Annotated in this window: 22 protein-coding genes; 8 read left to right on the plus strand and 14 right to left on the minus strand. The window is 71.1% G+C overall.

The genetic code is table 11. From position 1 onward, the window contains the following. Positions 1-43: 43 nt before the first annotated feature. Positions 44-724 carry a hypothetical protein gene (locus ABFY20_RS18535; protein ID WP_368497676.1) on the minus strand — a complete coding sequence of 227 codons (681 nt, stop codon included), beginning with the start codon at positions 722-724 and terminating at the stop codon, positions 44-46. A gap of 56 nt (positions 725-780) precedes the next feature. Between ABFY20_RS18535 and ABFY20_RS18540 the strand changes: the two genes are divergently transcribed. Together ABFY20_RS18540 and ABFY20_RS18545 are read left to right on the plus strand one after the other, a co-directional pair. Further along, entirely contained in the window at positions 781-1,191 is a 411-nt protein-coding gene (locus tag ABFY20_RS18540) for a hypothetical protein (protein WP_368497677.1), read from the plus strand. Positions 1,192-1,346: 155 nt separating this feature from the next. After that, complete coding sequence (locus ABFY20_RS18545) at positions 1,347-2,534, plus strand: hypothetical protein (RefSeq protein ID WP_368497678.1); 1,188 nt, start codon at positions 1,347-1,349, stop codon at positions 2,532-2,534. A 215-nt stretch (positions 2,535-2,749) separates the two neighbouring features. On the opposite strand, the gene ABFY20_RS18550 is transcribed toward ABFY20_RS18545, so the two are convergent. The 10 genes from ABFY20_RS18550 to ABFY20_RS18595 form a co-directional block, all read right to left on the minus strand. Further along, complete coding sequence (locus ABFY20_RS18550) at positions 2,750-3,640, minus strand: LamG-like jellyroll fold domain-containing protein (RefSeq protein ID WP_368497679.1); 891 nt, start codon at positions 3,638-3,640, stop codon at positions 2,750-2,752. Between the two features lie 76 nt (positions 3,641-3,716). Then, the gene (gene manD, locus ABFY20_RS18555; RefSeq protein WP_368497680.1) at positions 3,717-4,946 is read right to left on the minus strand and encodes a D-mannonate dehydratase ManD; all 1,230 of its coding nucleotides are present in this window, start codon (positions 4,944-4,946) and stop codon (positions 3,717-3,719) included. A gap of 59 nt (positions 4,947-5,005) precedes the next feature. Further along, a complete protein-coding gene (locus ABFY20_RS18560) occupies positions 5,006-6,367 on the minus strand; it encodes a mannitol dehydrogenase family protein (protein ID WP_368497681.1) in 1,362 nt (453 codons plus the stop codon). Further along, a complete protein-coding gene (locus ABFY20_RS18565) occupies positions 6,355-7,392 on the minus strand; it encodes a dihydrodipicolinate synthase family protein (protein WP_368497682.1) in 1,038 nt (345 codons plus the stop codon). The genes ABFY20_RS18560 and ABFY20_RS18565 overlap by 13 nt, the downstream gene beginning before the upstream one ends. Then, complete coding sequence (locus tag ABFY20_RS18570) at positions 7,392-8,447, minus strand: NAD-dependent epimerase/dehydratase family protein (protein WP_368497683.1); 1,056 nt, start codon at positions 8,445-8,447, stop codon at positions 7,392-7,394. The genes ABFY20_RS18565 and ABFY20_RS18570 overlap by 1 nt, the downstream gene beginning before the upstream one ends. Positions 8,448-8,545: 98 nt before the next feature. Beyond that, positions 8,546-9,538 (minus strand): LacI family DNA-binding transcriptional regulator, encoded by a 993-nt coding sequence (locus ABFY20_RS18575; RefSeq protein WP_368497684.1) that lies wholly within the window; start codon positions 9,536-9,538, stop codon positions 8,546-8,548. After that, positions 9,535-10,794 carry a Gfo/Idh/MocA family protein gene (locus ABFY20_RS18580; protein ID WP_368497685.1) on the minus strand — a complete coding sequence of 420 codons (1,260 nt, stop codon included), beginning with the start codon at positions 10,792-10,794 and terminating at the stop codon, positions 9,535-9,537. The genes ABFY20_RS18575 and ABFY20_RS18580 overlap by 4 nt, the downstream gene beginning before the upstream one ends. After that, positions 10,791-11,717 carry a carbohydrate ABC transporter permease gene (locus ABFY20_RS18585; protein ID WP_368497686.1) on the minus strand — a complete coding sequence of 309 codons (927 nt, stop codon included), beginning with the start codon at positions 11,715-11,717 and terminating at the stop codon, positions 10,791-10,793. Before ABFY20_RS18585 ends, ABFY20_RS18580 begins: the two co-directional genes overlap by 4 nt. Next, positions 11,714-12,646, minus strand: coding sequence for a carbohydrate ABC transporter permease (locus ABFY20_RS18590; RefSeq protein ID WP_368497687.1), 933 nt, complete (start codon positions 12,644-12,646; stop codon positions 11,714-11,716). The genes ABFY20_RS18585 and ABFY20_RS18590 overlap by 4 nt, the downstream gene beginning before the upstream one ends. Continuing rightward, the gene (locus ABFY20_RS18595) at positions 12,643-13,941 is read right to left on the minus strand and encodes an ABC transporter substrate-binding protein (RefSeq protein WP_368497688.1); all 1,299 of its coding nucleotides are present in this window, start codon (positions 13,939-13,941) and stop codon (positions 12,643-12,645) included. Before ABFY20_RS18595 ends, ABFY20_RS18590 begins: the two co-directional genes overlap by 4 nt. Positions 13,942-14,055: 114 nt before the next feature. Here ABFY20_RS18595 and ABFY20_RS18600 point away from each other — a divergent pair, with 114 nt between their 5' ends. After that, positions 14,056-15,606 (plus strand): glycoside hydrolase family 3 N-terminal domain-containing protein, encoded by a 1,551-nt coding sequence (locus tag ABFY20_RS18600; protein WP_368497689.1) that lies wholly within the window; start codon positions 14,056-14,058, stop codon positions 15,604-15,606. Here the strand turns inward: ABFY20_RS18600 and ABFY20_RS18605 are convergent. Beyond that, positions 15,578-16,420 carry a hypothetical protein gene (locus tag ABFY20_RS18605; protein WP_368497690.1) on the minus strand — a complete coding sequence of 281 codons (843 nt, stop codon included), beginning with the start codon at positions 16,418-16,420 and terminating at the stop codon, positions 15,578-15,580. The two genes, ABFY20_RS18600 and ABFY20_RS18605, sit on opposite strands and share 29 nt — an antisense overlap. A gap of 78 nt (positions 16,421-16,498) precedes the next feature. On the opposite strand from ABFY20_RS18605, the gene ABFY20_RS18610 reads away from it, so the two are divergent. Genes ABFY20_RS18610 through ABFY20_RS18625 form a run of 4 tightly spaced genes read left to right on the plus strand, consistent with a single transcriptional unit; the run spans position 16,499 to position 20,514 of the window. Next, positions 16,499-17,248, plus strand: a complete 750-nt coding sequence (locus tag ABFY20_RS18610) for a 6-phosphogluconolactonase (RefSeq protein WP_368497691.1) — start codon at positions 16,499-16,501, stop codon at positions 17,246-17,248. Next, positions 17,245-18,015 (plus strand): SIS domain-containing protein, encoded by a 771-nt coding sequence (locus ABFY20_RS18615; RefSeq protein ID WP_368497692.1) that lies wholly within the window; start codon positions 17,245-17,247, stop codon positions 18,013-18,015. The genes ABFY20_RS18610 and ABFY20_RS18615 overlap by 4 nt, the downstream gene beginning before the upstream one ends. Then, positions 18,012-19,160, plus strand: coding sequence for an N-acetylglucosamine-6-phosphate deacetylase (locus tag ABFY20_RS18620; protein ID WP_368497693.1), 1,149 nt, complete (start codon positions 18,012-18,014; stop codon positions 19,158-19,160). Before ABFY20_RS18615 ends, ABFY20_RS18620 begins: the two co-directional genes overlap by 4 nt. A gap of 4 nt (positions 19,161-19,164) precedes the next feature. After that, entirely contained in the window at positions 19,165-20,514 is a 1,350-nt protein-coding gene (locus ABFY20_RS18625) for an L-serine ammonia-lyase (protein WP_368499827.1), read from the plus strand. Positions 20,515-20,532: 18 nt separating this feature from the next. Here the strand turns inward: ABFY20_RS18625 and ABFY20_RS18630 are convergent, their stop codons facing one another. Beyond that, positions 20,533-21,825, minus strand: coding sequence for an MFS transporter (locus ABFY20_RS18630; RefSeq protein WP_368497694.1), 1,293 nt, complete (start codon positions 21,823-21,825; stop codon positions 20,533-20,535). Between the two features lie 57 nt (positions 21,826-21,882). Here ABFY20_RS18630 and ABFY20_RS18635 point away from each other — a divergent pair, with 57 nt between their 5' ends. Further along, positions 21,883-22,455, plus strand: a complete 573-nt coding sequence (locus ABFY20_RS18635) for a CGNR zinc finger domain-containing protein (protein WP_368497695.1) — start codon at positions 21,883-21,885, stop codon at positions 22,453-22,455. 87 nt (positions 22,456-22,542) lie between these two features. Here ABFY20_RS18635 and ABFY20_RS18640 read toward each other — a convergent pair whose 3' ends face one another. Continuing rightward, positions 22,543-24,228: an endo-1,4-beta-xylanase gene (locus tag ABFY20_RS18640; RefSeq protein WP_368497696.1), complete on the minus strand. Its 1,686-nt coding sequence runs from the start codon at positions 24,226-24,228 to the stop codon at positions 22,543-22,545. Positions 24,229-24,432 lie beyond the last annotated feature (204 nt).

The following is a 24,432-nucleotide window of genomic DNA, read 5'->3' on the forward strand; positions in this document are numbered from 1 at the left end:
GGAGATGCGGGGAGGGCCGCCCGCGGGGAACGTATCCGCTGCGTTATCGCGACGCGCTCGCCGACACGTCGACCTGCAGTGAGTCCCTTCGCATCGCGCTTTTCCCGCCATCGGTTCCCCGGCTCCTCGTCGTCGCGAACACGAGACCGACCACGATCTGCGCACCCGTCGAGCAGAGCAAGGCCGTCGTCGCGACGGCGAAGCTGTCGGCGGTGTTGGCGACGGCACCCGTCGCCACGGCGACGGCCGTCAACGCCAGCAGCGCCCAGCGAGCAGCACCCGTGGCGATCCCGGCGCGCACGATGGCGACGGAGGCGACGAGCAGGAGCAGCAGTTGCCCCACGCTGAGCACGAGGGTGAGCGCGAACGCCCCGGAATAGTCCTCGACCGGAGGCAGCGCGTAGGAGACGACGTAGTAGACGGTCTGCGAGGTGAGGAAGACACCCCCGAAACCGAGCAGCGCGAGCCTGCCGACCATCGATCCGCCGACGATCCCGTCGGCGCCCGTCCGGCCGCCCGCGAGGAACATCATCGACAGAGCGTGGGCCACCGCGCTTCCGAGGAAGAGCGGCGTGAACAGCCCGAGAAGGCCTGGAGTCGACTGTTCGCTCAGCGGCACTTCGATCAGCGTGGCGACGAAGAGCAGCGCTCCGCCGATCACGATCGACAGACCGCCCCAGACGCCCCAGGCGGGCCGTGTCGTGGATCGGGTCGTAGAGGTCATGAGGGTGCCTTCCGCTTTAATTAGTGTCTAACTCTAGTGAATGGTACAGTGCTCCCGTGAAGTTGATGCACCGGGCAGCGGGATTCGCCGTCGTCTTGGCGGCGGTCGGCGGGGTTGCAGGATGCGCGGTCGGCGCGCCCGCCTCGGCACCATCGGCCCCGCCGGTCTCCGCGACCACCCGCGAGGACGCAGTCTTCGCACGGGAGATGCTCGCGACAGGATGGACCCACGACAGCTCAGGCCTGTATTTCCGGGCTGTCGACGCCGCGGCCTGCACGGGCTCGTGCACCGTCGACATCGAGACGCCGGCCGGATGCCCGTCCGGGGTGAAGGCGGGGACGACCCAGGGCAGCGTCATCGTGACCACCTCCGCACTGCAGCCCGGAGTGGTGACTCGGGCCAGGGTGACGGTTCCCCTGGTCTTCCCTCAGCTGGAGACCAGGATCATCTCCGCATCCTGCATCTGAGTCGCGATGCGGATCTCGCGCCGCCAGCCCCCGCGCCGGGCCGCGCCGGGCCGCGCCGGGCCGCGCCGGGCCGGGCCGAAGCGTGCGGGCGGTTCCCGATGCGGCGAGGCGGCCTTCGCACCAGACTTGAGCAACGCGAAGGAACGGGGGCGAGGATGACGGGCCCGACGGAGGGGACATCGGGTCGGGCGCTGCCATCCGGCCCGGCACCGGAGCCCGGGCGACGCTGGTCGCGACGGCGCATCGTCGCCACGAGCGTGGTCGGGGGCATGCTGCTGCTGGCGGTAGCCGCCTGGATCGTCTACAGCAGCATCCGTGCGACCGTGAGGCCAGAAGACTCGGTACGCGACTACCTCGATCTGCTCGCCGCAGGCGACTTCGCGGCAGCGTCGGCAGCCGTCGACCCGGCCACCTACACCGCCTACGACGAGTACGACGGAGAAACCCTCGAGGCGCCCGTGGTGGCGACCGGTTCAGCCCGAGGCGGGGGCGACGACATCGTGCTCGACCCCGGGGCGATCGACGAGGCGGCCGCCGCATCCCGCGATCGTCTCGTGGTGGGCGAGCTGAGGGCCGACGACGACGGGGCGCAGCTCGCACCCGGCGACGCACTCGACGTCGACGTGCAGTACACGGTGGCGGGGGTCGACAGCAGCACCACCCTCCGGGTCGAGCGCCTGGCCGACACCTGGTACGGCTTCCCGCAGTGGCGGGTCGTCGATCCGCTACTCGTGCCCCTGCGCGTCGAGACCAACCTGCCCGACCTCGGGCCGGCGGCCATCGCATCCGTTCCCGTCGACGTCAGCGGCCCGCGCATCGACGGCGCACCGCAGCGGGTGACAGTGCTCTACCCGGGCGCCTACACGGTGACGCCGGTTCAGAGCGAGTACGTCGCCGCCGACGACCTCGAGGTCACCGTCGCGGGCGGCACCGCGGTGAGCTCCTACTCCGACACAATCGGTGACGCCGCCTCTGCAGTGCTCCTCTACTCGGCCACGGAGGCGCTCGAGACGACGGTGGCGACCAAGGCCGAGGCGTTCGTCGGCTCCTGCTTCGGGTCGCTGCCCGCGGTGGGCGAGAACTGCCCCACGTCACTCCGCCTGCGGGCCGACTTCGCCCAGAACGTCGCGATCTCAGAGCCGCCCACTCTCGACGGGATCGCCACCTATCAAGTCGACTACGTCGATGGCGAGGCCACCGAACCGCCGCTCCGGGCGACCTTCACCGCCGGCCGCTTCTCCTACTCCTCCGACGGCGACACCGACACCACCCGCTTCTCGCTCTTCGCCTGGATCACGCCGACCGCCGACGACGTCACCATCGAGTTCCGCTCGGGCCTCTAGGCCGAAGCGCCCCGGGATTCTTCGACATGCACTCGAGCGGGGGACGGCTACGAGGCGACCCCGGGGAGCCTGGCCGACGAGAAGCGGGCATCCTCCACGCCGGCACAGCCACCGTCGAACTCACCAACTCGACCCACGCGAAGAACATCGACGAGGAGCGAGACCGTGAGCAGCCCGCCCGGAGGGCGGCCACCCTGACGACGGCGACCCCGGCCCTACATCGCCGCGGTGTGCGCGGCGATCTGGGCGGCGGTGAGCTCGGAGTCCCAGACGGCGATCTTGCCGATCGCGCCGTCGAACCAGGAGCCGAAGTCGCGGGTGCCGGCGCGGAAGGGAGCCGATCCACGTTCCGGCACGATGATCTGGCCGCGGATGCTCAGGTCGTCCTGGTCACGCAGCACACCGTCACGATAGACCTTGGTGTAGCCGTTCGGGTAGGCCGTGCTCGTCGCGTTCGCGTTGATCACGAGCACGTAGTGGATCCACTCCCCTTGCTGCACCGCGTCCTGGAAGTAGGAGCCGGCGCCCAGCCCGCCCGAGAGGTTGAACGAGTAGCCGGAGATGCGGTTGGGCCGGTTCTCGGTGTTGTCGAGCGAGTACATCCGCGACACGTACTCGTGCTGCCCGGTCTCGCCCTTGCCCATCCAGTGCACGTAGCCCGAGCCCTCGTCGTTCGGGAACTGCAGCACGTCGGGGCGCATCCACGCCTCGATGGTGATCTCGCCGGTGGTGGCCGGGCTCAGGGCGTCGGCATCGGGCGCCTCGAAGTACTGGGTCGCGCCGTCGAAGTCGACAGCGGCGTCGCCGTTGGGCAGGGTGGTCGCGCTGGGCGAGCCCGTGTAGGCGCCGTCGATGCCGGCCGAGCCGAGATCGGCCTCGGTGCCGCTGCCCGAGCCGCTCATCGTCCAGTACACCGCCGGATCGTCGGCGAGCACGGCGGTGTCGTAGCCGGAGAGAGTGGTGGTTGCGGCGACGGCTGCCGGCGCGGCGGCCGCCGCGGGCAGGGCGGGGGCCAGGCAGGTCAGGGCGACGCCGATCGCCAGGGCCAGCCGGGCAGCCGGCCTGCGGGTGCGGGTGCCGGTGCGGTTCGAGGTGGTGCGCTTCATGATCGTTCCTTTCGTGTACTGCGGTGGGTGGAGCGGGATGGAGCCGATGGAGCGAGTCGGGAGCCGAGCACGACCGTCACCAGTCGTGCATGGTGCCGTCGGGCAGGCGGTTGAAGGGCAGGTAGGCCCGCTGGTAGGGGAACTCGGCGGCGACCTGCTCGTCGAAGTCGACACCGAGGCCGGGGCGGTCGGAGGGATGCAGGTAGCCGTCGACGAAGGTCATCCCCTGGTCGAAGACCCGGTTGGTGCGGTCGCTGTGCAGCATGTACTCCTGGATTCCGAAGTTGTGGATGCTGAGGCCCACGTGCACCTGTGCGGCGAAGCCGATCGGAGAGACGTCGGTCGGCCCGTGGAAACCCGACTTGATCTGGTACTGCGCGGCGAAGTCCATCACCTTGCGCAAGGGCGACACCCCGCCGAAGTGGGTGGATGCGGCGCGCACGTAGTCGATGAGCTGGTTGCTGATGAGGTGCTGGAAGTCCCATACCGTGTTGAAGACCTCGCCGATGGCCAGGGGGGTGATGGTGTTGCGGCGCACCACCTCGAGCGCCTGCGGGTTCTCGGCCGGGGTGCAGTCTTCGAGCCAGAACAGGTCGTAGGGCTCGAGGGAGCGGCCGAGGCGCGAGGCCTGGAGGGGTGTCATCCGGTGGTGGCCGTCGTGCAGCAACGGCAGTTCCGCACCGAACTCGTTGCGTACCGCTTCGAAGACGGTCGGCAGGTGTCGGAGGTAGGCTCCGGTGTCCCAGTCCTCCTCCGTCGGGAGCGGACCGCGGCCGGCCGGCTCGTAGTCGTACCTCTCACCGCTCGCCTGCGCTTGAGCCGCCACCCCGTAGACCGCCTTCACGCCGGGGATGGCGGTCTGGATGCGCACCGACCGGTGCCCCTCGGCCAGGGTGGCGCGCACCGAGTCGAACAGTTCGGGCAGATCGCGACCCGATGCATGACCGTAGGTGTGGAGCCCGACCCGGCTCGCCCCGCCCAGCAGCTGGTAGAGGGGAAGCCCTGCGACCTTCGCCTTGATGTCCCAGAGGGCCATGTCGACGGCGGCGATGGCGGCCATCGTGACCGGCCCCCGGCGCCAGTACGCGCTCCGGTACAAAAACTGCCAGGTGTCTTCGATGGCGTGGGCGTCGCGCCCTATCAGCAACGGCACCACGTGCTCGGCGAGGTACGCCGACACGGCGAGTTCACGGCCGTTCAGGGTTCCGTCGCCCCAGCCCACCACCCCGTCGTCGGTGGTGATCTTCAGCGTGACGAAGTTGCGGCTCGGGCTGGTGACGATGACGTCGGCGGCGGCGATGCGCATGGTTCCTCCTGGTGGTGCGGTCTGGCTGTTCTAATGGGCTGGTCTGGTCGTCGTGTCGGTCAGCTGACCGGATGCCCCGATGGTCTGTCCGGGAGGGTGTCGCGGATCTCCTCCACGAGATCGGCGACGCCGGTGTCGTTCGCCCACGGCTCGTGCAGCCCGGCGAGCCCTTCGCGAAGTCGCCTGCTGCTCCTGAGGTACGCCGCGACGGCGTGCAGAGCCGCGCGCCCGGTGCGCCCCGCCGCTCGCTCGGCCACGACGGTGGGGACCACCCGGATGCGCAGCTTCTGCTCGCTCCCCTGCGCTATCTGCTCCAGCCGATGGTCGATCCCGGGCTCGGCGAACCGTTCGGCGAGCGCCGCCCGGTAGTCCTCGACGGCGGAGGCCTCCGGAGGAAGCAGGTGAGCAGCTTCGTCCCAGAGCGCCTCGACGCGCATCCGCAGCTCACGATCGGCGAATGCCGCGCGAACCGTCTCGTGCCCCCGAAGCCTTCCCTCGAGCGCCAGCAGGGTGTGTGCCGCGTTCAACATCAGGAGCTTGCGCTTCTCGAACGGCGCGACGTCGGCGACGACGAGTGCGCCGGCCCTTTCCCACGCGGGCCGTTCGGCAGCGAACGAGTCTTCGAGCACCCACTCGCGGTGCCGCTCGGTGAGAACGGCGGCTGGGTCGGCAAGACCCGTGAGCTGCTCGGCGAGATCGCGGGCCCGGGCATCGGGCCGGGGCGTGATGCGGTCGACGGCGGTCGAGGGGAAGGCGATCTTCTGCTCGATCCAGCCCGCCAGGGCCTCATCGACCTCGGCGGCGAGCCCCAGCACGGCGGATCGTGCGGCTCCACCGTTACCCGCGAGGTTGTCGCAGGAGACGATCGAGAGCGGCCCCGCCGAAGCACGTCGCGCGGCGAGCGCGTCGACGATCCGCCCCGGGGCCGTCGCCAGGTCACTCCGGCGCTCCCCCCGTAGCACCGCCACGTCGGACTGCACCTCCTCGTCGAGGAGGTCGAGCCTGGCGTCTGCGCCGAGCCGGTAGCCGGCCTCCGTGATCGTCAGGGTCAGCACGCTCACCCGCCGGTCGGCAAGCGCCGAGCGGAATGCCGCCGTGTCCTGCCCTGACCTCACCGACGACAGCTGCTCGATGAGGTGGGCGTCGGGTCGGGCGCCCGCCTCGACCAGCGTGTAGACGCCGTCGTGCCGGGCGAGCGCCTCGTCGACCGGCGAGCGGCCGGTGAAGGCGGCGATGCCCCACCGGCGTTCGTCGTCGACCTCGGCCGTGAAGGGTGCCTGGTGCGCGCGATGGAAGGCACCCAGACCGAGGTGAACGATGCCCGTCACGGGCGTCGGCGCGCTGCGCTCCGGCCCGCGGCCGGAGGCGTTCGGCGCGGCACCCGCGGCGCCGGCGCCGGCGCCGGCGCTCAGGCGAGCCATCGGTCGCGGTTCTCGGCGACGAAGCTCTGATCGAGCAGCTCCGGGAACCGGGTCAAGACATCGGCGATGAGCTCGGACTGTCCGGGAGAGACGCGTTCCTGCGGCGAGAGGCAGGTCGCGCTCTCGAGCAGACCCTGCTGCCGGAGAACCTCGTTGACTCCCGCCACACATCCGGCGAAACCGCCGAGCACGTCGAACACGGCAGCGTTGACCTCGACGAGGTCCCCCGCGGTCGCGAGCGTGCCCACCGACACCGAGCCCGCGTCCGCCTCCGCGGCGGCGGCCGCGCGCAGCCGGGCGGCAGCCCGCGCCCCGACGGCCCACTGCCCGAGCAAGCCGCCGCGGATGCGCACCTCGCGCTGCTCTCCGCCGACCGTGACGCGCGTGGGCGTCACGAGATCGTGAACGATCGCGTCGTCGTTGCCCGTGAGCAGCGCCACCTCGTTCCAGCGATCGTGTTCGGCGAGCGCTCGCGCGACGTCGTTGGTGCGGTAGCGATCGAAGGGTGCCGCCTTCACGGCGACCGTCGACTCCTGGTCGAGCAGAGCCGTCCAGTACGAACGGCCGAGGCGCATCCCCCCGACATCGTCTTGCAGGTAGAAGCCGATTGTCGGGAGCACCTCGCCGACCGCGGCGGCGCGTTCGAGCAGAGACTTCTCGGTGCGTTCGCTCATCCCCCAGGGGCACAGCAGCACGGCGTCGTAGCCGAGCCCGGCTGCGAGCTCCGCCTCCTCGACAGCCTGCCGCACGTCTCCGACCAGGCCGGCGACGAGCACCGCATCCCAAGCGGCCTCCGCGACGGTCTGCGCGGCGCCCGCCCAGACGGTGCGGAGCAGACCGCGATCCTCGTGCAGCTCGAACTGCGTCGTGTGCACGCCGACGGCGAGGCCGTCGACCCCCGACTCGGCGTAGTACCGGGCGAGCGCGCGCTGCCCGCGCTCGTCGAACCGCCCCTCGGCGTCGAGAGCGAGCGGATGGGCCGGGATGGCGACACCGGCCCCCAGGCGCGCTTGGAGCGACCCCATCAGTACGCCCCCGCCCGCTGCTGGAACTTGGTGGCCTTGCCGAGCTGCCGATGTCCGGAACCCACCCATTCGGCGACCCAGCCGATCAGGGTGCGCAGCGACACCGTCGGGTAGCCGTAGAGCTCGAAGCACTCGCTGGCGTCGCTCAGCAGCGCATCGGCGGCCTCCTCACCGCTGAACACGACCTCACGCCCCATGCGCTCGGCCAGGAGGGTGGCGATCGTGCGCACGGGAACCGTCTCGGGGCCGGTGGCGTTGAGGATGCGAGCGGGCGACGAGCCGAGTTCGATGCTGCGCAGCGCCCACGAGCTGATGTCGCCCTGCCAGGCCACGTTCACCGCCGGCATGGTCACGTCGACCGGGTCGCCCGCGGCGATCGTCGCCGCGATGTCGGCGATCACGCCGTACCGCAGCTCGCAGGCGTAGTTGAGCCGGAAGATCGTCGTCGGTGTGCCCCATTCCGCTGCGGCGTACCCGAAGAGACGCTCCCGGCCGAGGCAGGACTGGGCGTATTCGCCGACCGGTGAGGTCTCATCCGTCTCGTTCGAGCCCCCCGCAGCCAGCGGGCGGAGCCCGTAGACATTGCCGGTCGAGTAGACCATGGAGGGAACTCCGCGGTAGCGGTCGGCGACCAGGGCGGGAATCGCGGCGTTCGACCACCAGGTGCGGTGTTCGGCCCCGACGGTGCCGAACTTCATCGCGGCGAGATAGTAGAGGCCCGCAGCATCCGGGAGTGTCGCGTAGACCGAGGGGTCGGCGAGATCTGCCGAGACGGTGCGGATGCCGTCGGCCTCCAGCAGCCGCCGGGTCTCGGGGTCGCTCCACCGCGAGACCGCGATCACCTCGGCCGAGGAACCCTCCGCGTCGAGCGCGGCGCGAGCCATCCTCGCCATTGTGGGACCGATCTTGCCGCCGGCTCCGAGCAGGAGCAGGTCGCCGCCGAGAGCGTCGAGAGCGCCGCCCACGCCGAAGCCCGGCCGGGAGAGCAGTGCGTCGAGCTCGGCCTCGGACGACGGCGCGGGGGCTGCCTGGGCGAGTGAGGGGAGGGGGGTCATCGGAGATCTCCTTCGAGTGATTGAGCTGGTGAGCGGTGCAAACGTTTGCACGCTCAGACCGACGGATGCGCCCGCCGGAGCGGTCGGTCAGCGCCCGGTCAGCGCGGCGCCGGCCCGGTGGATCCGCGGTAGACGGCGGAGGCGCGGATGGGGATGGAGACCTCGCGGTCCTGCTCGCCGTCGGGGTCGAGCAGCCGTTCCATGGCCAGTCGCCCGACCCGGTCGCTGTGCCCGGCGACCGTGGTCAACCCGGGCTGGACGAGTTCGGCCAAGACGTCGTCGTGACCCACCACGGAGATGTCGTCAGGCACCCGCCGGCCCTCCCGTCTCAGCCCTTCGATGAGTCCGGAGGCGAGCACGTCGTCGAACGCGAACACCGCTGTAGCCTCGCTCTGCACCACCGCATCCGCCGCCGCGATACCGTCGGCGTAGGTGGCCACCGTGGCAGGCAGCACGACGAGATCCGACCCGGCGGCCTCGGATCGCTCGGTGAGTGCCTTCAGGCGTTGGCGATTGGCCCACGAGCCCGAGGGGCCGGGGAGGTACGCGAACCGGCGGTGGCCGAGGCCGTGCAGGTTGTCGACGATCTCGCCCAGGGCCGGTTCGGAGTCGGTCACCACCGAAGGCACGTCTTTCACCACCCGGTTGATGAGGACCACAGGGATGAGTTCGGCGACCTCACGGATGTGCGCCGAGCTCATCCGCGGGGCGCAGAGGATGAGGCCGCGCGACTGCCGGGCCAGCTGATCGGCGACCTGGCGCTCGATCTCGGCGCTGTCGTCGGTGTCGGCGACGAGCACGCCAACACCCGAGGTGCGGGAGCGCCCCTGCGCGGCCTTCAGGAGCGTCGTCATGTAGGGGTTCGTGATGTCGGGCACGATCAGCCCGACATTCGCGGCGACGCCTGTGATGAGCGCCCGCGCCATCAGATTCGGCGAGAACCGGAGCCGGGAGGCGACCTCGCGCACGTGCTGCACGGTGGCGGGCGAGAGCCGCTCGGGGTTGGTGAAGACCCGCGAGACGGTGGAGATCGACACCCCGGCGGCGAGCGCGACGTCTTTGAGCTTCGTGGGTGCGGTGCGATCCGTCATGACGACACCTCCCCCGCGATCGTTGCCACGCTGTCATCGTACGACCGCGCCATCCTGCCGTTCCATTCCCCGAGTCGAGTGCGTCGGAGCGAGTCACCGAGAGCGACCTGTCCGTCGGTGAGGAGGTGGCCGTCGTCCACAGCGCTTTCGATCGCGCGGGCGATGCCGGGCAGCGTCACCAGGCGTTCGCCGTCGCGGTGGAGGGCCAGCGAGTCACGGGCGAGAGCCACCGGCTCCCCCACCGTGTCGACGACTGCCGAGACCAGGCGCACGAACGGCTCGGCGGCCGCGGCCTCCAGGAGCGGGTCGGCCGGCCCGTGCGGGTCGAGCACCGCCGCCCTGAGGGCGGAGCCGTGCGCGCGCGGCGGGAGTTCGAACGGGTCCTCGCCGTCGACCGAGACGGTCGTGGCGAGATCGCGCAGGCGCACCCGCAGCCGACCGCGCTCGCCGACCACGAGAACCGACGGCTCGATGACGCGATCGGCTGCCGTGGTGCCGATCGCGAAGACCTCGGGCCCGTCGATCGATCGTGCGCCGACCGCTGCGAGATCGTCGCACTGGATCGCTCGCACCGAGCCGAGCTGCGCCTCGAGCGAGTCGAGCGCCCAGGCCGGATCGATGCTCGACGCGATCGCCAGCGCTGCATGAACCACGTGGGCGAGCGGGTTGAACAGCGCCCCGTCGAAGACGGCCCGCCCGTCGAGCTCGAGGCGACCCGCCCAGCGCGACCGCGTGTAGTAGGAGTCGGGTCGTTGCAGCGCACCGAAGCCGGTGATCCTCTCGACCGCGCCGAGCGGATGCGCCAGCAGCGCGTCGGTCACGGTGGCGACCACCGCCGGGGTCTGCTGGAAGCCGACCTCGAAACGGCGACCCGAAGCACGCTCGAGCAGGCGATGCAGATCGGCGAGGAGCGGAACCGGCGGCTTCTCGAGGTAGACCGAGCATCCGGCCGCGAGCGCCTGCTCGGCGAGAGCGGCATGCGTGTGCGGCGGAGTCGCGATGACGACCGTCGTCGGCTCGCGGCTTCGCAGCGCCTCCGCCAGGTCGCCGCCGAGATAGGGGTGAGCACCGCTCTCCGCGACGAGCCCAGCCAGTTCGGCGAGCTCTCCGATGCCGGCGGGCAGGGCGGTGTCGACGACGGCGCAGACCTCGATCGATCCGGCACGATGCAGGTCGAGCAGCTCGTCGAGGTGCCGTCGCCCATAGCCGGAGGCGCCCACGAGGGCGACGGCCCGTCTCGCTCCCCGTGCGCTCATCCCTTCAGCGCTCCCTCGGCAAGACCCGTGAAGACCTGCTTCTGCAGCAGGAAGTAGACCAGGAGCGGTGGGACCATCACGATCAACGCTGCCGCACTGATCACGCGCTGATCGGCCGAGAAGGCGCCGGCCAGGAACTGCACACCGACGTTCACGGGGTAGTTCGCCGGGTCGCTCAGAATGACGAGCGGCCAGAGGAACTGGTCCCAGCTGTCGAGGAAGCCGAGCACAGCCACCACGGCGATCGAGCCCCGCACCGACGGCAGCATGATCGACCAGAAGGTGCGCACGGCGCCCGCGCCGTCCATCGTCGCCGCCTCCTCGATCTCGTCGGGGATGGCCAGGAAGGCCTGCCTCATCACGAGGATGGAGACGATCGAGACCGCCTGTGGCAGAACGACCCCGAGCAGGGTGTCCTGCAGCCCGAGGCCACGCGTCACCAGCAGCGTCGAGATGAGGATGACCTCGAACGGCAGCGCCGCTGTCGCCAGCAGCACGCCGATGTACAGCGCTCGACCCCGGAACGGGATGCGCGCCAGCGCGTAGCCCGTGAGGGTCGCCAGCAATAGGTTGAACGTCACACCGAGCAGCGCGATCGCGCCCGAGTTGAGGAGGTACCGCCCGAGCGGCACGGCGGTGAAGGCGGTGACGAAGTTCTCGAGCGTCGGGTCGGAGGGCACGAGGCTTCCGGGAAAACCGACGGTGGCCTCCCCGGCACCCTTCAACGCCGTTCCGAGTTGCCAGAGGAGCGGTCCCAGCACGACGGCCACGGCGATGATCATCAGCACCCAGCGGATCGCGCGCTCGAGAGGGCCGATGGCGCCTCGGCGGCGGCGGCGACGACGCGGCTTCGGCGCCGGCGACGACGCGGCAGGCGGGGAGGAGACGGGCGGCGCGGTGCGTGCGGCGGTGGCGGTGGTCATCGCAGACGTCCTTTCCGGGTGACGGCCCAGGAGATCGAGGCGAACAGCAGCACGAACACGAAGAGCACCAGGCTGATGGCCGAGGCGTAGCCCGCCTGGGTTCCGGGAGACACACCCTTGGTGAACAGGTAGAGCACGATCGTCGTCGAGGAGGTGCCGGGGCCGCCGCCGGTGAGCACGTACGGCTCGGTGAAGGCGCGGAGGGCGGCGATGGCGGCGAGACCGGCCACCAGGCCGATGGTGCCGCGGATCTGCGGGATGGTCACGCTCACCGTGCGACGCAGCCAGCTCGCCCCATCGAGCTCGGCGGCCTCGTCGAGCTCACGCGACACGTTCTGCAGCGCCGCCAGCAGGATCAGCGTGTACAGTCCGCAGCCCTTCCACACCGTCACGATCACCGAGCTGACCAGCGCGAGTTGCGAACTGGTGAGGAAAGGGATCGGCTCCGAGATCACGTGCAGGCCGGAGAGGATCTGGTTGACCAGCCCGTCGGAACTCAGCACGTACTGGAACATCAGCGCTACGACCGCCATAGGCATGACCAGCGGCGAGAACAGGATGGGGCGCACGATCCCCGCACCGCGCATCTTCGTGTTGATCAGGATGGCGAGGCCGAGCGAGATGCCCACCAGCAGGGGCGTGGCGAGCACGATGTAGAGCCCCGTGTGCGCCGTCGCATCCCAGAACGCGGCAGAGGCGAAGATGGTCGCGAAGTTGGCAAGCCCTGTGAACACGCCGCCACCGACGGTGCTGGCGTTCGTGAACGCGAGCACGAAGGTGTTGCCGAGCGGCAGGAAGAGGAAGGTCAGCTGGATGGCGAGCACCGGCCCGATGAAGAGCACGGGAACCCACCAGCGGTGCCGCCGGAGCGGGGTGCGGCGCGAGGGCCGCCCCGCGCTCCGGCGGACCGTGCCCGCAGTGGCCGTCACTGCGCCCGGCTCTGCAGCAGCTCGGTGAGCTGCGATTCTGCGGCGGCGAGGGCGTCTTTCACGGGCGTCTCCCCGGTGATCGCGGTCTGAACCGACGACCACAGCGTGTTGGCGTACTCGGCGTCGACCGCCGGCGGCTTGGCCATGGTGCCGCCGTCGAACAGACTCGCGGCGACGATCCCGCGTGCCTCGGTGGCGGCGTCGGTCGGCTCGGCGCTGAAGAACGGGTCTTCGAGCGACTCGGTGGTGCTGGGGAAGACGGAGGACTGCTTCGCGAGCGCGAGCTGGTTCTCGGGGCTGGTGAGGAACTCGGCGAACGCCAGCGCGGTGGCGGCGTTCTTCGACGTCTGCGGCACGGCGAGACCGTGTGCGACCACCCAGGTGGTGCCTTCCTCCGCACCCAGGGGCTGGTCGATGGTGATGGCGTCGAAGACCTGGGGAGCGTTCTGCTGGATGATCTTCAACCGCGAGGGGCCCGTCTCCAGGTACGCGGTCTCGCCCTGCGAGAAGGTGTCGATCTCGGTGCGCTGGGCGGCGGTGACCGAATCGGCGGGGATGCCGCCGACGGTGTAGAGATCGGCGAGACTCTGCAGGAACTCCTCGGCCTCCGGGGTGTCGACGATCGCCTCGGTGGAGTCGTCGTTCACGAGCGGGACGCCGAGGCTCAGCAGGTAGTTCGGGAAGCCGATCGAGGTGGGCTGGAAGCCGGCCTTGCCGGTCGTCTCGGCGATCTCCTTCGACACGGCGAGGAGGTCGCTGTAGCTGGTGGGTGCCGCAGGCGAGCCCGCCTGCTGCACGAGCGCGGAGTTCGACATGAGCACCGGCGAGTTGAGATACCAGGGCAGCGCGGCGACCGCTGTCGCGCCGTAGTCGAACGACTCCCAGGCCGAGCCGACGTATCGCTCCTCGAGGTCGGCCGCCTGCACCGCCATGTCGACAACCCGGCTGTCGCGGCCCAGTGGGGCGAGGGTGGCGGCGTCGAGGTCCATCACGTCGGGCAGCGTTCCGGCGGCGGAATCGGCACTGACCTTGCGGGCCGCCTGGTCGCTCGGGATGTCCGTCCACTTCACTGTGGTGCCGGGGTTCTCCGATTCGAATTCGTCGATCGCCGCGTTGATGTACTCGTCGAAGGTCGGCGAGAGCTGCATGGTCTGGAAGGTGATGGTGCCCTCGACGGCCCCTGAGACATCCGCCGGGCTGTCGGTTCCGGCGCCGAGCCCGCAGCCGCTCAGGGCCACCGCCACCGCGATGGTGATCGGGGCCGCGAGGCTTATTGTTCTGATCTTGCGTTGCATGGGCACTCCTGGTCGGGAAAGGGTGATGTGTGGTTCCGAGCGGTTGTGGTGCTGACGCTTTGTGCAAACGTTTGATAAAAAGTAGCCATGCATCTTCATTCGCGTCAAGCGCCCGTGCCGAAACTTCCCGAAGCCGAAACGGCGCAGCTGCCGCTGCACCGGCGCATCGCGGCCTGCATCCTCGTGATGCCGGGGGTCGATCCCGACGGGTCGCCCGACGCCGACACCCTGGCAGCCGTGCGGGCCGGAGTGGGGGCGCTGCACAGCGTCGTCGACATGAGCGCGAGCGACGCCGCGCGCTATCACGCCTCGATCCGCGCCGAGGCTCAGCGAGCAGGAGTGCCCGCTCCGCTCATCAGCGGCAACCTCGAATCGGGCATCGGGTACAGCCTGGGCCGCACCGGTACCGACCTCCCGTATCCGCGCGGAATCGCGCTCGCCGACGACCCCGGGCTCGCCTACAGCACCGCCCTGCTCGCCGCCCGCGAAGCTCGCGCCGTCGGCTACGACTGGACCTTCAGCCCGACGGTCGACGTGCGAACCACCGACGACGACCCCATCCTCGGCGTGAGGGCGTTCGGCCTGGGTTCCGAGGCGACCGCCGACTTGGGCGCGGCCCAGGTGCGGGGCTTCCGCGACGGCGGGATGATCTCCTGCGCGAAGCACTTCCCCGGCCACGGCGACAGCACCGTCGACAGCCACCTCGGCCTCCCCGTGATCGATCGCGATCGCGCCTCCCTCGACGACGTGCACCTCCCGCCGTTCGCCGCGGCCATCGCCGCGGGCGTCCAGACCGTCATGGTCGGACACGTGGTGCTTCCGGCGCTCGGGGTGGAGGAGCCGGCGAGCCTCTCGGCGGTCGTCAACCGCGAATGGCTTCGGAACCGTCTGGGCTTCGAGGGCGTGATCATCTCCGACTCGTTGCGGATGTCGGCGATCAGCGCCCGATGGACGCCGGCCGAGGCCGCCGTGCTGGCGCTGGCTGCAGGCGCTGACGTGGCGAACTCGAAGTGCGAGGCGGGCCGGCTGCCTGAGTTGGTGAACGCCGTGGCCGACGCCGTTGCCGACGGGCGCGTCGCCGAAGCCGAGCTCACCCGGTCGGCCGCGCGGCTGGCGGGCCTCCGCGACGATCTCGCCCACGATCGCTCGCGCCCCGGGCAGGCACCTCTGCCGACACCGGGATCGCTCGACCGCCCGCTGCCCTGGCACGACCCGGCGCGGGCGGGCACCGTCGACGTCGCCGGCCGCATCCGGCCGGCCGCAGAACTGCTCCTGATCGGCGATTCCCTGCTCGCCGCGCGACTCGCCGAGGCGGCCGCCGCCCGCGGCGCGGTCGTGCGGCACGAGGAGCACGAGCCCTCGGCGGAGCGCGTCGCCGAGCTCGCCTCGGCGGACGGCGACCGGATGCTCGTGCCGGTGCTCGTGCCCGGCACGACGGTCTCGGTGAGCGAGCGCAGCGCGATCTCCGCCGTGATCGCCGCCGCAGCATCCGGCCCCTCGGCGGCCACGGTGATCGTGAACGGGATGATGGCCGCGGCGGGGCTCGCGTCACCACACGCGGCTGTCGTCGTGGCACCCGCGGTCGACGCCTTCGGCATCTGCAGCGCGGCGGCGGTCGAGGCGGTGCTCGATCACCTCACGGGAGACGGGGCAGCTTCTCGGTGATGCGTTCCAGGAGGGCCACCGGTTCGACCAGACGCCGACGCCACTGCTCGTCGTACCGGGGAGCGGCGCACTCGGCGAGGAAGCGGTCGATCAGGCGCTCCAGGTAGTCGGGAGCCGGTGCGAGCGAAACCGATCGGCCACCGATGGCGACGGTGAAGCCATCGCTGACTTCCGGCTCGGTGAACCGCAGCTGCACGCTCGAGCCCGCCTGCACCTGCACCCCGTTCCCCGCGGGATCCCGCCGCACGTCGAGCGCTTCTGTCGTCGCGAGCGCCTCCGGGCGCAACTCCTGCAGGATCTGGGCGTGATGGCTGCCGTAGAAGGCGAGCCCTCCCCACGGCGAGCGGGGATCGGCGGGGCCGCTGATGCGGAGCACCGGCTGCGACCCGGCCGGGCCTTGCGCCTCTAGGACCAGCGGCGCGAGGGCGGGTGCCGTGCGATAGCCCGAGTCGGCGAGGAGGGCGACGCCGCTCCGCTGCGCCCGGTCGGCCATCAACGCGGCGGCATCCCGAGTCAGGGCCAATGGCTTGTCGACGAGCACCGGTACACAGGCGTCCAGCAGGGGGAGAACGCGAGTGACGCGCTCCCCCGCCGCCCGCCCGAACTCCAGAACCGCATCGGCGAGGCCGATCAGGTCGCCGACCCCGTCCACCACCTGCACGTCAGGATGCAGGACGGCCTGCAGCTCGGCCGACGGCGTCTGCCCCGCTGCCGCGATCGCGGTGAGGCCGTGGCCGGCGGGGCCGAGCGTCGCGAGGTGCCGGGCGATCCGCACCGGTCGTGAGCTGTCCAGCCCGGCCAGGGCGATTCTCATGAGAGCTCCTTGATTTGTGCAAACGTTTGACATTATCGTGCACTGACACGCCTTGATCCATTCTGGAGGTTCTCCACCGTGCCCACCGCGACCGAATACGCGCCGAGCGTTCAGACCCATCCGAACCGAGCAGTGCTCGGCGAGAGAGCCGCCGCCGAGGCGGCGGCCATCCTCCGCGAGCGGCTCGCCGAGCCCGGAACGGTGCGGATCATGCTCGCCGCCGCCCCCAGTCAGGAGGCGACCCTGCACGCGCTCGCCGAAGCCGGAGGCATCGACTGGGGCCGGGTGCTCGCCTTCCACATGGACGACTACCTCGGACTGCCCGCCGACGCGCCCCAAGGCTTCGGCAATTGGCTCGAGCGCCACTTCGTGGACAAGACTCCGGGTCTCGTCTTCGAGCGGATGCGCCCCGAGGGCGACCCCGAGACCGAGGCCCGGCGCTATGCGGTCGCCATGGGGGACCAGCCGTTCGACCTGGTGCTGCTCGGGCTCGGCGTGAACGGACACCTGGCCTTCAACGACCCGCCCGCCGACCTCGACGATCCCCGCGCGGTACGCGTCGTCGAGCTCGACACGGTCAGCCGCCAGCAGCAGGTCGACGAGGGTCACTTCCCCGACCTCGACTCGGTGCCACCGCGGGCGCTCTCGGTCACCATCCCGCGGCTGCTCGACAGCCGCGTCGTGATCGCCTCGGTTCCTGGTGCGCAGAAGCGGCAGGCGGTGATCGACTCGCTCGAGAAGCCCGTCGGTGGCGAGCATCCGGGAACCGCACTCCGCCGGCATCCCCGCGTTCACCTCCACGTCGACGTCGAATCGGCCCCGGTGTGACGGCGGGTTCTGTCGGCGCTGCCTACGCGGGCGCACTCGCCGGGCTCCACGGCGCCATCCTGACCGGGAACGCGTCTTCCGTCGCTGCGGCGGCGACGACCGTGGCCGACCGCCTCGCCGAGGATCGGCTGGTGTTCGTCGCCGGCCCGGGCGCGCATTCGCAGCTCGCCGTGCAGGAGGTGTTCTGCCGACCCGGCCTGCCGGCCGGCCTCGTCCCGGTGATCGACCGCGCGACCCTGCTGACCGAAGGCGCCTTCCGGTCCACGACCCAGGAACGCACGCCGGGGCGGGCGAACGAGATCCTGGCGCCGTACGACATCGCTCACGGCGACGTCGCGCTGCTCGTGAACGCCTCGGGGGTGAACGCGACCGTGATCGACCTCGCTCGTGCTCTCCGGAGCCGCGGGGCCGTCGTCGTCGGCTACTCCTCCGTACGCTCCGAGCAGGCCGTCCCCGAGGGGCATCCCGCGCGCAGCGAACCGGGAGTCTCGCTCTCGCACCTCGTCGACATCCACATCGACACGTTCGTGCCACCAGGCGACACGGCCGAGGTCGCCGGGGTGGGGGAGGTGCCTCTCGCCACGTCGGCGAACGCGTTCGCCCTCACCTGGACACTGCTCGAAGCCGGGGCGATCCTCGACGCACGGAGAGGGCACGACGGCGCCTCGGGCGCCGGGGCGCGGTGGGCATCCAGCTACCGGCCGGGCGGCGACGCCCACAACGCCGAGGTCGCCACCCGCTATCGTGACCGGGTGGAGGCCCTGTGAGCATCGTGACGAGAGCCCTCGAGGGCCGTTCGGCCGACGCACTGGAGGCGGTGCGCGTCGAGATCACCGACGGCCTGATCAGCGCCGTCTCGCGTCGACCCTCCCGCGACGAGTCGCTCCCGGTGCTCACCCCTGGGTTCGTCGACACGCAGGTCAACGGCTACGCGGGTCTCGACGTCAACGGCGACGACGTGACGCCGTCGACGCTCATCGCGCTGACCGAGCGGCTGCGGGCGATCGGGGTCACCACCTGGGTACCCACCGTCATCACCGGCCCGGAGGAGCGCATCCTCCACGCCCTCGACTGCATCAGGCGAGCTCGCACCATCGACCCACGGGTGCACGACGCCATACCGTGCGCGCACGTCGAGGGCCCGTTCATCTCACCCGACGACGGGGCACGAGGGGTTCACGATCTCGAGTGGATCCGGCCGCTCGACGCCGGCGAGGTCGATCGCTGGCGCCGGGCCGGGCCGGTGGGGATCGTCACCGTCTCCCCCCACGCCGACCGTTCGGAGGAGCAGATCGCACGCATCACCGCCGAGGGCGTCACCGTCTCGATCGGTCACACCTCGGCCGATCACGCCCACATCGTCGCCGCCGTCGACGCCGGCGCCCGGCTCGCGACGCACCTGGGCAACGGCATCCCGACGATGCTGCCCCGCCACCCCAACGCGATCTGGTCGCTGCTGGCCGACGAACGGATCACAGCCGGGGTGATCGCCGACGGCCACCACCTCCCCGACGAGACCCTCGTGGCCATGATCCGCGCCAAGGGCGATCGGGGCGTCTTCCTCGTCTCCGACCTGACAACGATCGGGGGGCTCGCCGCAGGGGTGCACACCACCCCGGTGGGCGGCCGGGTCGTGCTGGGTGACGATCTGCGGCTCTCCCACGCCGGGAGCGACCTGCTCGCCGGCGCCGCAGCGACCCTCGTCGACGGAGTCCGGAGACTGGCGGCTCTTCCCTCGATCGGGCTCGGGACGAGCCTCCGGCTGGCGTCGGAGAATCCGGCGAGCATCACCCCGGGCGCCCGGCCGGCGCTCGGCCGCCTGGAGCCCGGCGCTCCGGCCGACCTGGTGCTTCTCGACGGTGCCGAGCTGCGCGTCGACGACGTTGTCGTCGGCGGCGATCAGGTCGGCTGAGATGGTGGGCGTCTACGTCTCCGCCCTCGAGATGTTCTCGATCGGAATCGGCCCCTCGAGTTCCCACACGGTGGGGCCCATGCGGGCCGGGGCCGACTTCGCCCGCGAGCTCGAGGCGCTGGCCGCCGCCGCCCCGGCTGCGCGGCCCGACCGTCTTGAGTGCCGGCTGCACGGGTCGCTGGCGGCGACCGGCATCGGTCACGGAACTCCGGATGCGGTCATCGCCGGGCTCCGCGGGATGGCGCCCGAGAGCTGCGACCCCTCCGACGTGCACGGCCAGTGGGCGCTCCTCGCCGCCGGCGGATCCTGCACCGCGGCCGGGGTGCGACTCGAGCGCGACGACTTCGTCTTCGAGCCGTTCTCGCGCCGGCACGGGCATCCGAACGCCTTGACGCTGCTCGCCTGGCGAGGCGACGAGCTGCTGCGCTCCATCACCTACCTGTCGATCGGCGGCGGATTCATCGAGCGGGCGGGCGACCGGCCTCGTCCTGCCGCGACGACGCCTCCGGTCTCCCGGTACCGCACGGCACGCGAGCTGATCGACGAGTGCGGCACCGACCGCACCATCGCCGAGGTGGCTCTCGCCGACGAGATCGCGATGCACGGACAGGATCGGGCCGTCGCAGGTCTGGATGCCGTCTGGTCGGTGATGCGCGCGTGCATCGATCGCGGGATGACGGCCACGGGCGTACTCCCTGGAGCCCTGAAGGTACGCCGGCGAGCGAGTGCCATGGCCGCCCAGCTCGCCGAGCCCGGGCGGGGAGCGCACACCGACGACCGGCTCTCGCTCTACGCGCTGGCCGTGAACGAGGAGAACGCCGCCGGCGGGCGGGTGGTCACCGCTCCCACGAACGGCGCGGCCGGCGTGCTCCCGGCCGTGCTGAACCACCACGTGGTCAGCACGGGCGCCTCGATCGCCGAGGTGCGCACCTTCCTGCTCACGGCCGCAGCGATCGGATCGATCGTGAAGGCCAACGCCTCCATCTCGGGCGCAGAGGCGGGCTGCCAGGGCGAGGTCGGTTCGGCCTGCGCGATGGCCGCTGCCGCGCTCTGCGCCGTGCGGGGCGGCTCGGTGGCCCAGGTCGAGAACGCCGCCGAGATCGCGATGGAGCATCACCTCGGTCTCACCTGCGACCCTGTCGGCGGCCTGGTGCAGATCCCCTGCATCGAGCGGAATGCTGTGGCCGCATCGACTGCTCAGACCGCCGCGCGCATCGCCATGCTCGGCGACGGCACCCACGTGGTCAGCCTCGACACGGTCATCGAGACGATGCGGCAGACGGGGCGCGACATGTCGTCACGCTACAAGGAGACCTCCGAAGGCGGGCTGGCGATCAACGTCGTCGAATGCTGAGGGGCAGGAACGCCGGCCTCACCCCACCCGCAGGGCCGCGGCGGGGCGCACCTCCTCGATGGTGCGCAGGCGGCGCACCGGGGAGAGCAGCACGGGGAGCGTCGCCGCCGCCATGAGCCCCGCGCCCGCGACAGCGGCGCCCCACTCACCGATGAGGGTGATGAGTGCACCGCCCGCGAGGGCACCGATCGAGAGCGCGCCCCAGGAGACGAGGCGGTAGGCGGCGTTGGCGCGGCCGCGCAGCGCGGGCTCGACCGCGAGCTGGCGGAGGCTGACCGCCTGCGAGTTGGCGACCCCGCATCCGATGCCCGACAGGAGCATCCCGGCCGTCAGCGTCGCGACGATGGCGAGCGCCGGAAGGCCCGCCGCGCCGACGGCGAGGGCGCTCCCACTCGCGACCAGCGGGGCGGAGTTCCCGACGAGCATCGAGGCGATGAGCGAGCGGCCGTAGCCGAACCTCTCGGTGAGTCTGCGGCTCAGGGCGGCGCCGAGGAAGGCGCCGGCGCCGGCCGCCATGAGCACGAGCCCGAGCGCTCCAGCGCCGAGGTCGAGCAGGCGCAGCACGAGCAGGGAGAGGGCGAGCATGAACACCTCGTTGCCGAGGTTCCAGAGCGTCGCCTCGCCGACGAGCCCGCGCAGCACGCGGTGTCGCACGATCACCGCGACTCCCGCGCGCGCCTCGCGAAGGGCCGAGGTGCGCGTCGCGCGGTCGGGTAGGGGCTCGTCGACCTTCACGGAGGCGATCAGCGCCCCCGACGCGAGGTAGCCGACAGCGTTGGCGACGAGGGCGAACGGTGCCGTCAGAAGCTGCACGAGGGCTCCGCCCGCCCCCGCGCCCGCGACGCCGATCGCCGATTGCGCGGCGGTGATGCGGGCGTTGGCGTCGATGAGCTGCTCCTCCTCGACCACGAGCGGCACGAACGAGAACTCGGCGAGCAGGTACAGCACGGTGAGCGAGCCGAGTGCGGCCGCCGCCGCGATGAGCAGAGGCACGGTGAGCCAGCCGAGCAGCGCGAGCGTGCAGACAGCTCCGAGCAGGACGCCCCGCCCCAGGTCGGCGGCGACCAGCAGCGGCCTGCGGCGACGGCGGTCGACCAGCACGCCGAGGCCCAGGGTCAGCACGAGGTAGGGAACGAGCAGCGCGGCCCGCACGAACGAGAGCTCGGTGGCGGATGCGCCCAGCGTCACGAGTGCCAGTACGGGCACCGCCAGCTCGCCGATCTCCGCCCCCAGGCCGGAGACCGCTCCGGCGGTCCACACCCGCCGGAAGCCTCTCGAGCGCCACGCACTTGTAACCGCCGTCATGATCATGGAGGTTACTGTGCAACCATCTTTCCGGCAATGACGGTTATGTGCTGGAATGGAGGAGTGGACGATGTCGCTGCCCCTCACGCTCCCGGCGAGCTCGAGTTCGTGCGTGCCTTCGTGAACACCCTCGACATCGAAGACGACGTCGACCGCCTGCGGGATGCGACGGCGTGGGCGGTCTGGGCGGCGGAGATGCAGCTCGACACGGGCGACCGGGAGCCGAGTCGCGCGGCGCTCGCCTCGGCCCGTGGGTTGCGCGAGTCGCTCCGCGACGCCCTCGAGGCCAACCACGACCGCGTTCCCCTCCCTCCGTCGACGGCGGATGCACTGACCGCCGCAGCCCGCCGAGCCCACGTCGTGCCGCTCTTCACACCGTCGGGCCTCGGCCTGTCGGGCGCATCCGTGGGCCTCGACGCCGTCACCGCCCGGGTGCTCGACGCGGTCGCCGCCGCGCTCGCCGACGGCACCTTCTCACGCCTCAAGGCCTGCACGAACGACACCTGTCGCTGGGCGTTCTACGACCACTCCCGCTCGCGCACGGGCCAGTGGTGCTCGATGGCGGTGTGCGGCAACCGCGCCAAGCAGTCGCGGCACCGCCGCACCCGCGCCCGCACCGAGGCGGGCGCGACGTAGAGCGGCCGCGCTCGGGCCGTCGCCGCCCGTCGCCGCCCGTCGCCGCGCATCCGTCACCCCACCGCCGCATCCGCCGCCGCGCGGCCGTCAGCCGACCAGCACCTCGCGGAGAGCGTCGTAGGCAGGCGTCGGGGCCCCGTCGTCGAAGAGAAGGTCTCGGCCCTGCTGCGGGGCGCCATCGCCGTCGAGGAACCAGTCGTACCGGTCGTCGACCCCCCAGGTCGTGTAGGAGACGCAGGTCGCCGAGCGGATGCAGGTGTCGAGAACCGTGGCGTACTGCTCCGCCTGAACCTCCTGCCCCTCGCTGTCGGGAACGTCGTTCTCGGAGATGCGAACGGACAGCCCTGCCCGGCCGAACGTCTCGAGCGAGGCGGTGAGATCGTCGGCCGAGATGGCGTCGCTACCGAGGTCGTAGACGTGTGCCTGAAGACCGACGCCGTCGATGTGCCCGCCCCGCTCGTTCGTCTCGAGGGCGAGTTCGAGCAGTGCGTCCTGGCGGGGACCAGGCACATCCGCGCCGTTCTCGTTGATGAACTGCCGCACCCCCGGATCGGCGTCGTGAACCGCTTGCGAGACGACCACCGGGTAGCCCGGCCCGAAGACGCGGTACCAGATGTTCTGCTGCAAGGTCGTTCCCTGGTCGACGTCGAACGGTTCGTTCACGACGTCGAGGGAGTGGAGCCGGCCCTTGAAGTGCGACACGACCGTGGTCACGTAGTCGAGCAGGGCCTGCGCGCTGGCCCTGCGCTCCTCGTCGATGCCTGTCGGCAGATCCTGCATCCAGCGGGGCATCGCCTCGGTGAACGCGATGGTGTGGCCGTGTACGGCGATTCCCTTGCTCTCGGCGATGTCGAGCAGGGCGTCGGCCTCCTCGAACCTGTACTCACCCTGCCGCGGGGAGAGCGCCTGCGGCTTCATCGCGTTCTCCGGCGTGACCGCAACGAAGTTCCCCACGAGGTTGCTCGCGTAGTCGACGTCGGAGGCGAGCGGGCCGAGTGCCACCGCCGCGCCGATCACGAAGTCGGCGCGAGCACGGGAGGCGAGAGCCTGGAGCCCCTCAGGCGACCGCTCCGCATCCGCTGCGACGGCTCCTGCCGTCGAGAGTGACGCTCCGGCGGTCGCGGCGGCGGTGAGCGAGCTGACCGTGAAGCGCCCGTCGTCGCTCGAGAGCCCCAGCCAGAGCTCGCCGGAATCGAAGACGTCGGGAAGGGATGCCACCTTCGCGCCACCGCTGGCGATCTCGAGTCGATCGCCGGAACGGCGCACCGAGAGCTCCGCCTCCGGATCGGTGACCGCGACCTGATCGTCATACGCCGGTTGCGGTTCCGTCACATCCCGCTGAGGAGTGCCGTCGAAGACGGCGATGCGAAGCTCGTCGCCCCGGAGAGTGAGGTGCAGCCCGGCCGGCTCGATCCGGAACTCGTCGGCGATCACCGGTGGCCGGTCGTACACCGCCAGGGTGGCATCGGCGGTCGCGTTCTCGAACGACGCCGTGATCACGAAGTCCCCGTCGGTCAGCAGATGCGTTCCCGCGAGGTCGACCGGAGGATCCGGCTGGCCTCCCCCGCCGTCCTGCTCAACGATGCGCCGCCCCGTCGCGGTCACCTCCAGGCCCTCTGCGTCGGCGACGACCCCGGGAACATGCCCCCAGTCCTGCTGCAGCAGGTCGACGGCCTCGGGCTCGGGCGCGGGCTCTGCCGACGTGCAGCCGGCCAGGGCGAGCACCACCGCCACGACCGCGCGGCACGACCGCCGAAGCCTCAGCGCAGGCATCGACGACCGCCGAGGCTCGTACTGCCGACGGTCATGGGGGTCGTCCTGGATTCAGAGGATGCTGCGGTCAGTTCGTATCGTAGGCGGCGCTCCGGCACATCCCGAACCGGCGCATCGCCGCTTGTCAAGCACCGTGCGACCCGCCGCCGTTCCTGGGCTGATGGAAAGAGGCAACACCGAGACAGGGATGAGCACCACGGCGCG

Source organism: Herbiconiux sp. A18JL235 (assembly GCF_040939305.1).
In the GTDB taxonomy this organism is placed as follows: domain Bacteria; phylum Actinomycetota; class Actinomycetes; order Actinomycetales; family Microbacteriaceae; genus Herbiconiux.